Here is a 15,333-nt window from a genome sequence, read left to right as displayed (position 1 = left end):
GTGCCGCTCCCTTAATGGCAGGGTGTTGTTAGGCTTGGAGCATGACATCTGACCCAGATTTTATTCGCGTACGAACCGCACGGCACCGGCGTCTGGCTGAGATTGGCGACGGCGGTGCCGACCGGCTTGCTGGTGCGCGTGTCGCCGTGGTCGGAGCCGGCGGTTTGGGGTCCACGGTCATCCCCTATTTGGCTGCGGCCGGGGTCGGTCGGATCGATGTTTTTGATGACGACGTCGTCGAGCTGTCGAATCTCAACCGCCAAATTTTGCATTCGGCCGAGTCGATCGGACAACCGAAAATTGAATCGGCTATTGCCGCCGGTGAGCGCATCGCCCCGGAGGTCGAGGTCGTGGGGCACCAGCTACGGTTGGGCGAAAACTTTGTCGACGTCGTCGGTGCGGTTCAGCCGGATATCGTGGTCGACGGGTCAGATTCGTTTGATACGCGATTTGTGGTCGACGATGGCGCAGCACGACTCGGAGTACCCGTGGTGTTTGGCGCGCTGATGCAGTGGTCGGCACAGATTACCGTATTCGATGCAGCCGGAACCTATGGGCCTGCTGTTCGGTTGACCGATATTTTCCCGGACACCCCGCACGTGCGTGCCACCCCGGGTTGTGCCGAAATGGGCATTCTGGGGTCGGTTGCCGGCATGGTTGGGACGATGTTGGCCACCGAAACGGTCAAGCTCATCGTCGGGACCGGACGGAACCTGGTGGGGCGTATGTTGGTGGTCGATGCCCTGGATATGCAAGTCACCGAGATCCCACTGGCGCAACCGGACCCGCAAGACAACGTGCGTGTGATGGCGGTATCCACTGAGGTGTTGGACCAAGATGATCCGCCGATGGTAATTGACGTGCGCCGTGCGGAAGAAATCGTCGAGCACCCGGCGCCCATGCCAGTCGTCCATGTACCCTTTGATCAACTCGGTGACGTCGGCGAAACGGTCGCGCCGGGCAGCAAGATTGTGACGCTATGTCGAACCGGACCGCGATCGGTTCGGGCCGCACAGACACTGGCCGAGGCAGGGTACGAGGTTGTGGGGTATCTTGATGGTGGCGTTGAGGCTCTGCAAAATGAGGCGAGTGTGCGATGATCACCCAGCAAGAACACCTGAGACGGATTTTAGCGTTGACGGCTCCGCTACCGGTTGAAGAAGTGCCGTTAGCCGAGGCGTTGGGCCATACGTTGGCCGCCAATGTGACCTCGGGAATGGACCTGCCGCCCTGGGATGCTGCCGCGATGGACGGCTATGCGGTGGCGCTGGAGGGTTTTGAAATCGGCACGCTGCCGGTGACCAAGAGTATCCCGGCAGGCCACACCACGCCCGAACGCATCACACCCGGGGAAGCTGCGGCCGTGATGACGGGCGCGCCGGTTCCGGCCGGGGCCGATACGATCGTGCCGCTGGAAGTATTCCACGAGCCCAGCCAGCAGATTCCCGAAACGATTACGTTCAAACAGATCCCAAAACCCGATCAGCATATTCGACGTCGCGCCGAGGACACCCATGCCGGCTCAATTGTGGCCGCTGCCGGAACGGTGTTGGAGCCCCAGCACATCGGTGCGATCGCCGCGACCGGCAATGCCGCTGTGTACACGGCCCGCCGTCCCAGGGTTGCGATTATTTCGACCGGTGATGAACTCGTCCCGCCGGGCACCCCACCTGAGTACGGGCAGATTCCGGATTCCAATGCACCACTGGTCGCCGCCACACTGACTAAACTCGGGGCGAATCCAACCCACCAGTTGCGCATCCGTGATTCGGCGCCGAGCCTGGAACATACGATCGCCCAGCTGGAACACGCAGTAGACGCCATCATTTTGACCGGTGGGGCGTCCGTGGGCGCCCACGATATCTCCAAATACGTGCTGTCCTCATGGCAACATGACGACCCCGAGCTGGCCATCACGTTCAATACGGTAAATATTCGCCCGGGCAAACCGCAAGGGTTCGGGCTGTCGCCAGCGGGCACCCCGGTGTGGTCATTGCCGGGTAATCCTGTAGCCGTCTTGGTGTCACTGCGGCTGTTCGTGGCGCCGGGTCTGGCCAAAATGCAACGGAGAGCACCACATCCGCGAAAACTCCGCGTCTACACCACCCGTGCGCTAGCCACGCCGAAAAAGGTCAACCATTATATGTTAGCCACCCTGGACGGCGACCAAGTGACCCCGCTGCCGTCGAATTCGCATTTGGCCGTGAAAATGGCGCAAACCACCGGCCTGATCCAGGTGCCCGCTGAAGTCGAGCACATCGAAGCCAACCAGATTGTCGATTACCTGCCACTATGATTACCGTTCGTCTCTTTGCTGCGGCCGCCGACGTCGTCGGGACCAAACAACTCAAAATGCAAGCCGAAACCATTGCCGATGTGATCGAGCAACTTTCGGATGCTCAGACCACCGCCCAGGTTATTTCCCGGTGCTCATTTTTGGTCAACGGAACGAAGGCAAGTGCAGAAACTGTGCTGGATGACGGCGCAACCGTGGATGTGCTGCCGCCGTTTGCCGGGGGTTAAATCCCCACCCAGTGACTCCCCTCGGCGCCGAACTGACGCTTCCAAATGGGGACCCGGGCCTTAATTTTTTCGACGACGTCGCTGCACACACCGAACGCTTCTTGACGATGTGCGGCCGATACGGCAACTACTAGTGCGGTGTCCCCGATATCCAGGGGACCAATCCGATGGGCGGCGACCACTCGCACGGGTAACGGCTCGGAGTCCAGCGCATTGTGGATCGAGACATTGGCTTCGGCTACGACGTCACGTAGGTAACTGGTGGCATCCGGGTGCGCCGAATATTCCAACCCGGTCACCGTGCCGGCCGCTTCGGGATCATGATCTCGCACCACACCCTGAAATACGACCGTTGCACCGGCGTCGGGAGCAGCGACGGCAGCCTCGAGTGCGCCGGCGTCCAAGGGGGTTTCGGTTACTACGGACAGTTCAACCAGGTTCATGCTCCCAGTCTAGGTGTTCGCTGCGCGGGGCAATAGGCTGCAGCCGGGTTTGGCTGAACTAGAATGACTACCGTGCAACATGAGTTTTCATTACGCGCCGAATGGAACACCACCCCGGCCAGCCCCCACCCACTGCGCGGCTTCCGTCGCGACGTCGTCATCCAGGCCGAGGGGCCGGGCGAACTCCGCGGCTCAGCGGCCAAACCCTTCCACGGGGACACCAATCGCTGGAATCCCGAGCAGCTCCTGCTCGCTGCGCTAGTCGAGTGTCATATCTTGTCGTACCTCTATGTCGCCGGTGAGGCCGAGATTGCGGTCGATAAAGTTTCGGTGCGCGGTGAACTCACACTGCAAGCAGGTGCCGACGGCGGGCAGGTGACCGGTGCCACCCTGTATCCGGAGGTGTGGGTTGCCGACGCTATGCTGGCGCCGCGTGCCCGCGAGCTGCACGATGAGGCACACCGCCAGTGCTTCATTGCCCGCAGCGTGAACTTCCCGATCACGCTGGAAGTACCGCACCAGCATCAGATGCCCGAGCTGCCACAATTTTCTTCTCGACTGGGTGCCCCGATTGCCGTGCTGAAACCGCGTCAGTCCAAGAAACCCTCGCAGGTGTCCGGCAACGACGAGGCACGGCTTGCGGCCCTCCGCGCCAAGCGAGAAGCAGAACGTCAGCGCCGTGATGCAACCACAACGCAGCCTGAGGATCCCAACGCCTCAACCCAAGAAACTCAAGACGCCGCCGTCAAAGCACAGCGGACAAACGCCCCGGCCGAGCAGACCTCGTTCTATGATCAGGTGGGCGGTGCGCCGACATTCACAAAGTTGGTCCACGAGTTTTACCAACAGGTCGAGGCCGACCCGGAGTTTAAGGCCATGTACCCGGAGGAGGATCTGGGCCCAGCCGAGGAACGGTTGCGCCTGTTTTTGATCCAATACTGGGGTGGGCCTTCGGACTACTCGCAGCAACGCGGCCACCCGAGGTTGCGCGCACGCCACATGCCGTTCCACATTGATGCCAAGGCTCGCGAAACGTGGCTGCGGTTCATGCGCAATGCCATGGATACGCTAGATCTAGCGCCGCTGCACTATGACACCATGTGGGATTACTTCGAGCGCGCCGCACGCGCCATGCAAAATCAGGCCTAGCTGACCATCACCGCGGGGCGGACCAGCACGTGTCCCCCGGCGGATGAGAGGCGAATCCAGTTGGCCGACGTCGATACGGTGGTTTCACCGCGCGGAGCCAAAAACCCCAGGCTGTGGGCGCCCAACGTAGCACCTGCAGGAAACTCCACCTGTGCCGGATCGCCAATGGTCTCGGCCCAAACATCGGCACGGACGCGAGCTAACACCGGGCCTCCGGCATTTTCTGGCAGCATCTCCCCCACCCGGCTGATGCCGTTGCGCGCAATTTTTCGGATCTCGAAATCGTCCACCACGGCCTTGGCCATCCAACCGGAGCGCGGCGCGTTCATAGCTGACCACATCACCGTAATTTCTCTGGGTGGCAGCACAAACTGTGTGGAACCTTGCGAGATCATCCGGTTGGTCCGGTCGGTAATGGCGTCCATTTCGAACACCGAGTCCATGGTGAAGCGCTCGATGCCGGTAAAATCCAGTGCAAGTGTTCGCATACCCACAACCATGGGCACCTTATCGCCCAGTCCCCCGGGGTGCATCACAGACACCGACACCGCCAGGACATCACCGGAAACGTGGAACCGTACGCCGGTGGTATCCAAGGTTTTTGCCCTGGTCACAAAACTTTGTAAATCTTTGACGGCGTTCAGGGTGGCAAACGGCAAGACATATTCCATGTCTCCAATTATGCCTACGCCACCCGGCACGGGCATCAGGACTGCCCCGAATTGAGCTGACAGCACTAGAGTATGACCAGGCAATTCAACCGAAAGGCAACTATGGCAGACGCTTCATATCCGGATGACCCAACTGACATTCTGCGCAACGTTCTGAAACTGGAACGCGTGGATGCCGATGAACATTCGAGCACATTCAACGGCTACACACCATCGCAAACCCGTGGTCGGGTGTTTGGTGGACAGGTCATGGCCCAATCCCTGGTTGCCGCCAGCCATTCGGTGGAAGCGGATCGGTTTATGCATTCGATGCACTGCTATTTCATCCGACCAGGAGACGCCGCCGAACCACTGAACATTAAGGTCGATCACCACAGGGACGGCCGTTCCTTCTCGGTTCGCCATGTCGAGGTCACCCAGCACAACAAAGTCATTCTGTCGCTGACCTGCTCATTTCAAACGGAAGCAGACGGCGTCACGCACCAAGAACCAATGCCCGAGGGCATTCCCTTACCGGACGATCTACCGCCGATTTCCTCGCTGGTGGGCATGATCGATGACCCTGCCGCTCAGGATCTGGCGTATAACCGGCCCTTCGATATTCGGTACGCCTACGAGCCGATTTTCTTGCGCCCGGGTTCCGAAAAGGTCAACCGCAACATCGTGTGGATGAAAACATTCACCCCGGTGAAGGTCTCGCGCAATGTCGCTGCGGCCGCGCTGGCCTACGGTTCCGACTACACGCTGCTGGAATCCATTTTGCGCAACCACGGCGTCACCTGGACAACCCCCGATATCTCCGTCGCCTCACTGGACCATGCCATGTGGTTCCATCGACCTTTCAACCTGGATGATTGGCTGCTGTTCGTTCAAGAGTCGCCGTCGGCACAATCCGCCAGAGGGCTCGGCACCGGAAAGATTTATACGATCCACGGAGATCTCGTGGCAACTGTGGCGCAGGAGGGCATGATTCGGCTGCCGAAATTCGATCAGTAACCACCCGTTCACGCCTGGTCCACACCACTATGGATACGATGCCACTATGTCTGATGCCAGCACTGCACACACCGCCCAACCACCCAACCCGCGAGTCAAGCGCACTCACGTCACCGCCTGGGCCATGTGGGATTGGGGGTCTGCCGCATTCAACGCCGTCATGATCACGTTTGTGTTCGGTACCTATCTGGCATCCGATGCCTTCGGTGCCGATGATCGCGGGACTTCCTGGTTAGCCGCGGGTAACGCCATTGCCGGTGTCGTCATCGCCCTGACGGCCCCGGTGATCGGCCAGCGAGCTGACCGCGACGGCCGGCGCTCCCTCTGGCTAGGTGTCAACACCGCCCTGGTCATCCTCACCACCGCTGCGTGTTTTTTCGTCCAACCGGATGAGTCGTTCTTACTGCTGGGTGTCATCTTGCTCTCCGCCGGCAACGTATTTTTCGAGTTCGCGGAAGTGCAGTACAACGCGATGATGGTCAAAATATCTTCGCCTTCGACCATCGGACGCATCTCCGGTCTGGGCTGGGGCGCCGGGTACCTTGGCGGCATCTTTCTGCTGTTGTTGGTATACGTTGGTTTCATCGGCGGAGACTCTCACTGGTTTGGTATTGCCGACGACGACGCTATGAACATTCGCGTGGTCGCGCTGTTTGCGGCGTGCTGGTTCTTGATCTTCGCGCTGCCGGTGGTCATCGTCATGCGCACACGGAAAGGTGCCACCGAACCCAAGGAACCCCAAGCTGAACGCGTCAGTATCGCGCAGTCCTACCGTCAGCTGCTGGGCACCATTGCGAATTTGTGGAAGCACGAACGCAATACCTTCTGGTTTTTAGTCTCATCGGCGGTGTTTCGCGACGGCGTTGGTGCGGTTTTCGCATACGGTGCGATTCTGGGGACCACCGTTTATGGTGTGGACCCCGGCGACATTTTATTCTTTGGGATCGGGGCCAATGTCGTGGCGGCAGCCGGGGCGTTTCTCGGTGGATTATTTGACGATAGATTCGGTCCGAAACGTATTATCGTGGTCTCTCTGCTGGGTCTAGTGCTTTCTGCGGCCATCGTCTTCGTCCAAGACGGTACGGTGGCATTTTGGATCTGGGGGTTATTCCTGTGTTTCTTCGTTGGTCCGGTGCAGTCATCCTCACGAGCATTCCTTGGGCGACTCACCAGCCACCAGACAGCCGGAGAAATTTATGGTCTCTATGCCACGACCGGCCGGTCCGTCTCATTCTTAACGCCGGCACTCATCGCCCTGTTTGTCGGGCTCAGTGGCGAATCACGGATGATGGTTCCGGCGATTCTCCTCGTCCTGGTGGCCGGACTTATCCTGCTGTGGCCGGTTTCTGATCCCAAAACATCCGCGAGTGAACGCAGGAAATAGCATGCCTTAAAGAGTTTTTAAAGCATTCTGCCTCGCATCCGCTGTGGGATACGAGGCAGAACGTTGTGCTATTAGTTGCGTGTCAGGCGACGGTGCGTTGCACGGGCTTCGCGGGTCGCTTCTGGGCCAAGACGTTCCAGCTTATTCGCTTCGTAGGATTCGAAGTTCCCCTCGAACCAGTACCAGTTGGCTGGGTTTTCTTCGGTGCCTTCCCAGGCGAGCATGTGGGTCGCAACGCGGTCTAGGAACCAACGGTCGTGCGAAATGACCACGGCACAGCCGGGGAATTCCAGCAGAGCGTTCTCGAGCGAGGTCAGGGTCTCGACGTCGAGGTCGTTCGTCGGTTCGTCGAGCAGCAGCAAGTTGCCGCCCTCTTTCAGCGTTAGCGCGAGGTTGAGACGGTTGCGCTCACCACCGGAGAGGACCCCGGCCTTCTTCTGCTGATCCGGACCTTTGAACCCGAATGCTGAGACGTAGGCGCGTGATGGCATCTCGACGTTGCCCACCTGAATGTAGTCCAGACCATCGGAAACAACTTCCCACAGCGACTGTTCCGGGTCGATATTGGCACGGCTCTGGTCAACATAAGAAATCTTGACCGAGTCACCGATTTTCAGGTCACCGGAGTCAATCTCTTCCTCTCCCATAATGGTTTTGAACAGCGTGGTCTTACCCACACCGTTTGGACCAATAATGCCCACGATGCCGTTTGGTGGCATTGAGAAGCTGAGGTTGTCGATGAGGGTACGACCGTCGAAGCCTTTGGAAATATTCTCGGCTTCGATCACCTGACTACCAAGACGCGGTCCAGGTGGGATCTGGATTTCTTCAAAGTCCAGCACGCGAGTCTTCTCGGCCTCATTGGCCATCTCTTCGTAGCGTTCCAGACGAGCCTTCTGCTTGGCCTGACGTCCCTTGGCGTTGGTACGTACCCACTCGAGCTCGTCCTTAAGACGGCGAGAGAGTTTCGCGTCTTTCTTCCCCTGAACTTCCAGACGTTCCTGTTTCTTCTCCAGGTAGGTCGTGTAGTTGCCCTCATATGGGTAGAGACGACCACGGTCGACCTCAGCAATCCATTCAGCAACGTGATCAAGGAAGTAACGGTCGTGAGTAATCGCGATGACGGCACCATGGTATGAGGCCAGGTGGCCTTCAAGCCATGCAACTGATTCAGCGTCCAGGTGGTTCGTCGGCTCATCGAGCAGCAACAAGTCTGGTTTTTCCAACAGCAGTTTGACCAGGGCAACGCGGCGGCGTTCACCACCGGAGAGGTGGGTTACTGGTTCATCGCCATCTGGCAGCTGGAGGGCCTCCATAGCCTGACCGATCTGGGAGTCGATGTCCCAGCCGTCGGCGTTATCGATGGCTTCTTGGAGTTTGCCCATTTCTTCCATCAGGGCGTCGAAGTCAGCGTCAGGTTCGGCCATTTCGGCTGAGATCTGGTTGAAGCGCTGTAGCTTCTGGTAAACCTCGCCAACACCCTCTTGCACGTTCTCCAGGACGGTTTTGTCCTCGCTCAGCGGTGGTTCCTGCAGCAGGATTCCAACCGAGTAGCCGGGTGACAGCCAGGCGTCACCGTTGGAGGGCTCGTCGAGGCCCGCCATAATTTTGAGGATTGTAGATTTACCAGCACCGTTGGGTCCGACCATACCGATCTTGGCGCCGGGGTAAAAGGACATTGTTACGTCGTCAAGAATGACCTTATCGCCAACTTTTTTGCGAGTTTTGATCATTTGATAAATAAATTCGGCCATGTGCTCTACAGTAGTCGGTCGCGGCAGCAGAACGTAATTCTTATCCTGCCGCCGCAACGCGTCCAGTTTGCAGCGAACATTAGGCCGTCATGGGTTCGGGTTCTTCCCATTCTTGTTCCACCAATGGGCCATCGCCGTGCGTTTCTTCCATGCGCTGGTGAGCTTTGGTGTACCGGGTGAAATCGGTGAATCCCATCATCAAGTCATGGCCGGCGGTGTCGGCAACGATTTCAGCAGTCGTGCCGCGCTTGGCTTCATCTTTAGAAACCCACTGTTTGATGGCTACCCGTCCGGTGACGGTTACCGGATCGCCCAGACTAAAAGAGCGAAAGATATTTTCGGCAAGACGACGGAAAGCAGTCACCGTGTACCACGAAGTATTACCGTCCTCCCATTCTTGGGTCTGACGATTCAGGACTCTTTCTGTCGCGGCGAGCCGGAATTCCACGATCACCATGCCAGAATCTGTCACGACTCGGCGCGGTGCTGTGGCCACATTCCCCCGAGCGGTCAATTGAGTTTTCATGGTCGTATCCTTTCGTTGACGAAGTATTCGAATACGCTTCGAATAGCGCTCATTCAACGCAATGACGCATCACAATGGGCGGGCTCGTCGTAGAATTGTGGATAACACGTCTGCCCATTTGGCGGTGTGGACAACATTTTGGGTAGACTATCGCCTGTTGCCTCAGTAGCTCAGCCGGATAGAGCAACGGCCTTCTAATCCGTAGGTCGGGGGTTCGAGTCCCTCCTGGGGCGCAACAACCGGCACCTGACATGCATAGGCGCAAGATCAGGTGCCGGTTCTTTCTTGGCTAAAAAGGTCTGACGGCTGAACCTCCCCCTATGATCCACGCAAACACGATGCAATGGACGGAACTAGTCACCGCGCGTTATGCGCCCCAAGACTTTAGGAAATGCGATGCCGACAATGTCGGTGACCAGCGTCCTGTCGACGGCGTCGGAATCCGGCTGGGCGCCCCAGTGGCCACGTTCAAACTCCTTGGCGCGGGTATGAACCGTGCCCGACCAGGCAATGTCACTGTTCATGGCCGGCAAGCTTCGACTGCTCGATAAGAGCGTAATCAGCGTTGCAGTATATGCCTGAGGAACAACGTCATCGAGCAATGCTGCGCGAATTCGGTCGAGCAAAGTGTCGCGAACCGTGGTGTCGCCGCCCGAGTATTTCGTAGCGGGGATAAAACCTAGTATGCGGCGTGAGCCTTTGTGAATGTGGCCCGCCGTCATCAGTCTGTTCAGCGTGGATTCACGAGCGCGGGCTCCGATATCAAAAATCAATGTGCGAATACTCGTGAAGCGTCCGGGGACGCGATTCCAAGATTCAGCAAGCAATGGATGGTCGGGAGCATTGCCGATCGCGCGAGCTTTACGGTGTTTATCATCCAGCTCGATATGGTGTCGAAGTGCAAGATCCGTTACTGTCGCGGCGCCCAATACGATCATGAGCTTTTGCCCTTCACCGGCGATAGCTCCGGTGCGCGGGTCAAAGAGTAGCAGCATGATGGCCTCAGGCAGCGTCAATTCCTCGGTGTTGTCTGGTTGCGGAGCGCCGTTCGATGAGTCATGCATGCTGTTCTCCTTCTGTATGTCTTAATATACAGTGCAGAAAAAACCGGTACCTAATAAATATCAGGTACCGGTTTTTGCAAGCTTGAGAGCAGCTAGTTTCCCTGGGCCACAGCTTGGGCGACGGGTGTGTCGCCGTCGTGGAATGACAGGGTGGTGCCAATCGAGGCGGGGTCTTGCAGAGCGGCGGCAATCACTGCGGCAACGTTTCCCCGCGAGGTCGATGGCACATCAATGTCGCGGTGGGCGCCCGAAGTGTCAACGGTGACCAGACCGGTTGGCTCATCAAGGGTCAGCGCGGATGGCCCCACGATGGTCCAGTCCAGCTTGGAATTGCGCAGATGCTCGTCGGCCTGTGCTTTGGCGTTGTAGTAGGCATACATGTCGTCTTCTGGTTCAACACCTGGAACTTCACCGTCTTCAAGCACCGGATTGAAGTACGAAACCATCACGAAGCGAGCTATGCCGGCTTGCTGTGCGGCGTCAATGGTGCGAATTGCGGCGTCACGATCAATGCCCCACGTGTGCTGTGGCCCGCTGCCACCGGCACCGGCAGACCAGATAACCGCATCGCTGCCCTCCAACAACTCGGCCAGGGCGTCGGTGTCGAGCTGTTCGACGTCGGCGACGACAGGTGTCGCACCAGCGGTTTCAATATCGCCGGAATGTTCTGGGTTCCGGATGACGGATGCGACCGTATATCCCGCATCCACGAGGAGCGGTGTGGTGCGCAGGGCCACTTGTCCGTGGCCGCCAATAAGCGTGATTACTGACATGTGTTTCCCTTCAGATTGATGTGTTAACACTCTAAGGGTCTACCGTCTTTTGAGTCTGTGGGAAAGCTCTCCGCGTTAATGGGTCAAAGAACACTAACACCAGCACTCCGATGAGTCCGACGGCAGCCGTAAGAATGCGTAGCGGCAGGATCGGAATCCACTGTGACACGGCCAATTGATCGACGACGCCCACCACCACGAGTACCGTGACCAGTAAATACAGCAATGACGATGCCCAGCCGCGCCACACGCCAACGACCGCGAAGAGTGGTAAAAGCCACAGTACATACCAGGGCTGGAAGACGGGTGCCACCAGGACCGCGGTGGTCAAGGCTAAGGCGGCGGCGAGGACGGGGCGTTTCGGCCGGGGCATCAGGGCCAGCCATGCGGTGACGACGGCGATGGCCAGGGTGCCCAGGGAGTAAAAGGTTTGGGCTACCGGGTCGATGCCGGTCCCAAATACCGCGTCAACGACCCAGCCTAATCCGAGACCCAACAGGCCGAAGGGCGCATACGGGAAGGCGGCTTCACCCGAGGTCAACATCGCTTCGATCCAGCCGAACCACAACCCGGTCACCGCACCGAAGACCACCAGAACGGTTCCGACGACGAGCACTAATTTGGCCCAGACGATGAGGCGGGCGCGGTAGGTGATGCGTCGCCCGGGTCGCCAGATGAGCAGCAGCCCGGCGAAGGGCAGCACCAGCACGGTCAGGGGTTTGATGGCAATAGACCCGGCGAGCAAGACGAAGCCCAACAGTATGCGCCGTCGTCGAACTTCTGGCGGCCAACCGTGGTTGATGAAGTAGAAACCGGCGAGTAGGAGGCCTAGCATCAGGGTGTCGTTGTGTGCACCGGCGACCATGTAGAGCGCAAACAGCGGGTTGGCGATGAAGATCCACTGCGCCCAATCGCCGCGGGCACCAAAACGGCGTGCGAGGCGCGGTACCGCCCACATACACAGTGCCATGCCGCCCAAGAACATCAGGCGAAATACCAGGATGGCCCATTCGGGGCCGCCGTCGGTAATGAACCAGACGAACTGCGAGATCAACAGAAAGGCCGGACCGTAGGGTGATGGGGATTGTGCCCACAGGGAGTCGGCGCCAATCATGAACCAACCCGGTAGCGACGAGACGCCTTCGCCGTAGGGGTCTAGGCCGGCGTGGAGCAGGCGCCCCTGGGCCAGGTAGGAAAACACATCCCGGGACATGATGGGGAAACTGAACGTCAGCGGAGCGACCCACCACCAAATGGCCCGGTTGATAATGGCCAATTTATGATCGTTGATTCGGTGTTTACGTGCAGATTCTTTGACCGACCCAACGTTGGGACCGCCGGATTCGGTGGTGAAGGGCAGCTGGAGTGCTTGTCCAAGACGCAGCCAGGACCGCACCAGCAGTAGCCCGCCGATCACCAGGGCAACGGCGCTGATGGTGACACCCGGGGTCCAGACACGCATCGGGTTGAGGATCGTGGTGCCGGCGAACCAAGAGTTTTGGGCTTGCGGCAGCCAGCCCACGCCCCAGGATGCGACCATGATGATCACGGATGCGGCCACGCCCATGCGAATGTGGTGGCCGGGATCCGTGTCGATCCTCGAGGGGACGAACAGCTTGGTCATCAGCCCTCCGACGACGTTTTGCGGTTGGTCTTGAAGCGTTGATAGGCCAGTTGGGTTCGCCGCCAGGTTTGGCGCAGATGCCATTCGTTTTTGAACATCGGTGAGGTCCAGGGGTCATAGTAAAGCACCCACACCGCAAGCACGACGGACAGCCCCCAGGACAGCATTTTCATGAGCCCGCCGATTTCCAAAACCTGCCAGACATATAGTTGGTCACCGGCGCCGTAGGCGGTGAAGAAGACGGCGGTGAAGATCACCCAGCGCAGCTGCCAGTTGGAACGGATGCCCAGCATCACAAACAGCGGCAGTAACCACAGTAGATACCACGGGTGGATCACCGGCGAGAGCACGACCAGGGCAGCAAACGCCCAGGTGGCTCTACCCAGGATGTGCTGGGTTTTGCGCCAGAACATCAAGAACAGCACGATGACGACGGACAGCAGTCGCCCGGCTAGGCGGACGGCACCCATCACGGATTCGCCGTCGCCTAAGCCCAGTTCGACCACGGCTACCCGGGCGAGTTCACCGATCGCCCCGACCGGCGACCAGAAGCTCCAGATAGACCCGGTTCCTGCGATCACTCGAACCCAGTCGAGCCCGTAGCCGTTGACCCACCCGACACCGAGCATGATCACCACCGTCAGGCCTAGTGTCACGAACCAGTACCAAAAGATTTTCGGCCAGGACGCCTTGCGCCCGGCCCACCACAGACCAATGAACGGCAGTAGCACAATCGAAATAACTTTCATGCCGATCGACACACTCATCAGCACCACGGCCACCACCCCGTGACCGCGCCACACCGCATAAATGGCAGCGACCATGAACCCGACCATCAGTGAATCGTTATGCCCGGAGGCCACAAACGAGATGATAAATAGTGGGTTGGCCGCCGAAATCCACTGGGCACGTGCCGGATCCCACCCCTGCATCTCGGCAAGCTTCGGTACGAAGTACATGATCAGTGCCACACCGAACAGGGAGACCAGACGGAACAGGAAAATGGCGATATCGGGTTGGTCCGCACCGGTTATCCCAACGACCGCACCTTCGATCCACAAGAACATGGGCCCATAGGGTGTGGCATCTTCGGCCCACATTGTGTCGGTGCCTAGTTGAAACCAGTTCGGCAGGTTTGAAATCCCGGACTCATATGGGTTCTGGCCTGCCAATACCTGACGACCCTGATTCAGGTAGGCCAGCATGTCGCGCGAAAATATGGTCAGCGCAAATAATTGTGGCAAACTCCACAGCGCAACGGTCCAATTGATGATGCGCATGCCACCGGGGACGAATTCGTATTTTCCGCGAAATCGTTGCGTTGGCCGGCGCAGCACCCTGCCAAGCCGTAACCAGCCCCAGATCATGCCCCAAGCACCAATGGTCAACAACACGGTGCCAAGCGTCACACCCCATTCGGTGGTGCGAAACGGCGCCAACCATTGGGTCGAGTTAATTCCGGAGTTTGGTGCGACCCATCCGACCGACCAGGAACCTGCGGTGAGAATCACCGAGCCCACAAGCCCGACTGCTATAGCAGGCCAGGCATGCATTGTTGTGCCGCTTCGGGCAGCTTCCAGAGTGGCCATCAACAACTTTCAATCGGACAGTTTAATATCAATGACGTTGGGCATAAATGTATCACCGGACATCGGTAGGCTGAATATCGACACCTTAGGTAGGAGAAATATCTTGAACAACGAAACAACGCCCCAGCCATTTGAGCCAGCTTCGGCGGCATCCAAAGATCAAGACCGCAATATGGTCTGGCTCGATGCGGAAATGACCGGTCTCTATCCCGGTGTTGACGCACTGGTTGAGGTCGCCATTATTATTACCGACGCCGATCTGAACGTTTTGGACGACGGCATCGATGTCATTATCAAGCCACCGGCAGCAGCCATCGAACAGATGGACCCAGTAGTCGTGGAAATGCACCGCAATAATGGACTCTCTGAGCAGTGGCACAACGGCATCACCGCAGCTGAAGCAGAAAAACAACTGCTGGACTATGTGAAGAAGTTCTGCCCGAAACCACGCACCGCCCTCTTGGCTGGCAACACCGTTGGTCAGGATCAGCGCTTCTTGTTTGCAGAGATGCCAGATCTGGCTGCCCATCTGCACTATCGCATCGTGGATGTGTCCTCCATTAAGGAATTGGCCAAGCGCTGGTACCCGAATGCTTATGCGAAGTCGCCTGAGAAGTTAGGCAACCACCGGGCACTTGGCGATATCACCGATTCCATCAATGAGTTGCGCTACTACCGCGAAGCCATCATGGTCACTCCCCCGGGTCCAGCCGTCGAAGAAGCCCGCAAAGTCCGCGACGATCTCGTCCTTTACGCAGAGCCAACCTTGGCGCAGGACCAGGATTAGCAGGGCTATTTCAAAGTCGTGCGTGGTGAGTAGGGAATTTTGGATGTGCT

General features: G+C 58.4%; 14 protein-coding genes, 1 tRNA gene and 2 pseudogenes. 9 read left to right on the top strand and 8 right to left on the bottom strand.

Annotation, left to right across the window (positions count from 1 at the left end; genetic code table 11):
• Positions 1-41 precede the first annotated feature (41 nt).
• The 3 genes from L0H14_RS09120 to L0H14_RS09110 are packed head-to-tail and all read left to right on the top strand — an operon-like array spanning position 42 to position 2,523.
• Positions 42-1,100 carry a ThiF family adenylyltransferase gene (locus L0H14_RS09120; protein WP_301421701.1) on the top strand — a complete coding sequence of 353 codons (1,059 nt, stop codon included), beginning with the start codon at positions 42-44 and terminating at the stop codon, positions 1,098-1,100.
• Positions 1,097-2,296 (top strand): gephyrin-like molybdotransferase Glp, encoded by a 1,200-nt coding sequence (gene glp, locus L0H14_RS09115; protein WP_301421700.1) that lies wholly within the window; start codon positions 1,097-1,099, stop codon positions 2,294-2,296. Before L0H14_RS09120 ends, glp begins: the two co-directional genes overlap by 4 nt.
• Positions 2,293-2,523 carry a MoaD/ThiS family protein gene (locus L0H14_RS09110; RefSeq protein WP_301419505.1) on the top strand — a complete coding sequence of 77 codons (231 nt, stop codon included), beginning with the start codon at positions 2,293-2,295 and terminating at the stop codon, positions 2,521-2,523. Before glp ends, L0H14_RS09110 begins: the two co-directional genes overlap by 4 nt.
• Here L0H14_RS09110 and L0H14_RS09105 read toward each other — a convergent pair.
• The gene (locus L0H14_RS09105) at positions 2,520-2,966 is read right to left on the bottom strand and encodes a molybdenum cofactor biosynthesis protein MoaE (RefSeq protein ID WP_301419506.1); all 447 of its coding nucleotides are present in this window, start codon (positions 2,964-2,966) and stop codon (positions 2,520-2,522) included. The genes L0H14_RS09110 and L0H14_RS09105 overlap by 4 nt on opposite strands.
• Positions 2,967-3,029: 63 nt before the next feature.
• Between L0H14_RS09105 and L0H14_RS09100 the strand changes: the two are divergent.
• Positions 3,030-3,464: pseudogene (locus L0H14_RS09100) on the top strand (OsmC family protein); the annotation flags it as partial.
• A 285-nt stretch (positions 3,465-3,749) separates the two neighbouring features.
• A pseudogene (locus L0H14_RS09095) lies at positions 3,750-4,115 on the top strand (globin); the annotation flags it as partial.
• On the opposite strand, the gene L0H14_RS09090 reads toward L0H14_RS09095, so the two are convergent.
• Entirely contained in the window at positions 4,112-4,852 is a 741-nt protein-coding gene (locus L0H14_RS09090) for a hypothetical protein (protein WP_301421699.1), read from the bottom strand. The pseudogene L0H14_RS09095 and the gene L0H14_RS09090 sit on opposite strands and share 4 nt — an antisense overlap.
• 36 nt (positions 4,853-4,888) lie before the next feature.
• Here L0H14_RS09090 and L0H14_RS09085 point away from each other — a divergent pair, with 36 nt between their 5' ends.
• Entirely contained in the window at positions 4,889-5,782 is an 894-nt protein-coding gene (locus L0H14_RS09085; RefSeq protein ID WP_301419508.1) for an acyl-CoA thioesterase II, read from the top strand.
• Positions 5,783-5,828: 46 nt separating this feature from the next.
• Positions 5,829-7,166 carry an MFS transporter gene (locus L0H14_RS09080; RefSeq protein ID WP_301421697.1) on the top strand — a complete coding sequence of 446 codons (1,338 nt, stop codon included), beginning with the start codon at positions 5,829-5,831 and terminating at the stop codon, positions 7,164-7,166.
• A 71-nt stretch (positions 7,167-7,237) separates the two neighbouring features.
• On the opposite strand, the gene ettA is transcribed toward L0H14_RS09080, so the two are convergent.
• Together ettA and L0H14_RS09070 are read right to left on the bottom strand one after the other, a co-directional pair.
• Entirely contained in the window at positions 7,238-8,920 is a 1,683-nt protein-coding gene (ettA, locus tag L0H14_RS09075) for an energy-dependent translational throttle protein EttA (RefSeq protein WP_301421696.1), read from the bottom strand.
• 79 nt (positions 8,921-8,999) lie between these two features.
• Positions 9,000-9,446, bottom strand: coding sequence for a single-stranded DNA-binding protein (locus L0H14_RS09070; RefSeq protein ID WP_301419511.1), 447 nt, complete (start codon positions 9,444-9,446; stop codon positions 9,000-9,002).
• Between the two features lie 159 nt (positions 9,447-9,605).
• Here L0H14_RS09070 and L0H14_RS09065 point away from each other — a divergent pair.
• Positions 9,606-9,679 (top strand) — tRNA-Arg (locus L0H14_RS09065).
• A gap of 120 nt (positions 9,680-9,799) precedes the next feature.
• On the opposite strand, the gene L0H14_RS09060 is transcribed toward L0H14_RS09065, so the two are convergent.
• The 4 genes from L0H14_RS09060 to mptB (L0H14_RS09045) form a co-directional block, all read right to left on the bottom strand.
• Positions 9,800-10,510, bottom strand: a complete 711-nt coding sequence (locus L0H14_RS09060; protein ID WP_301419725.1) for a GPP34 family phosphoprotein — start codon at positions 10,508-10,510, stop codon at positions 9,800-9,802.
• A gap of 92 nt (positions 10,511-10,602) precedes the next feature.
• Positions 10,603-11,283, bottom strand: a complete 681-nt coding sequence (locus tag L0H14_RS09055) for an SDR family oxidoreductase (RefSeq protein WP_301419726.1) — start codon at positions 11,281-11,283, stop codon at positions 10,603-10,605.
• A 31-nt stretch (positions 11,284-11,314) separates the two neighbouring features.
• Positions 11,315-12,907: a polyprenol phosphomannose-dependent alpha 1,6 mannosyltransferase MptB gene (gene mptB / locus L0H14_RS09050; protein WP_301419727.1), complete on the bottom strand. Its 1,593-nt coding sequence runs from the start codon at positions 12,905-12,907 to the stop codon at positions 11,315-11,317.
• The gene (gene mptB, locus L0H14_RS09045) at positions 12,907-14,496 is read right to left on the bottom strand and encodes a polyprenol phosphomannose-dependent alpha 1,6 mannosyltransferase MptB (protein ID WP_301419728.1); all 1,590 of its coding nucleotides are present in this window, start codon (positions 14,494-14,496) and stop codon (positions 12,907-12,909) included. Before mptB (L0H14_RS09045) ends, mptB (L0H14_RS09050) begins: the two co-directional genes overlap by 1 nt.
• A 103-nt stretch (positions 14,497-14,599) precedes the next feature.
• On the opposite strand from mptB (L0H14_RS09045), the gene orn reads away from it, so the two are divergent.
• Positions 14,600-15,283 (top strand): oligoribonuclease, encoded by a 684-nt coding sequence (gene orn / locus L0H14_RS09040; protein WP_301419729.1) that lies wholly within the window; start codon positions 14,600-14,602, stop codon positions 15,281-15,283.
• The last annotated feature ends 50 nt before the right edge of the window (positions 15,284-15,333 follow it).

Origin of the sequence: Yaniella sp., from assembly GCF_030453185.1 — a bacterium.
Classification (GTDB): Bacteria; Actinomycetota; Actinomycetes; order Actinomycetales; family Micrococcaceae; genus Yaniella.
This window is presented reverse-complemented; position numbering and strand designations above follow the sequence as displayed.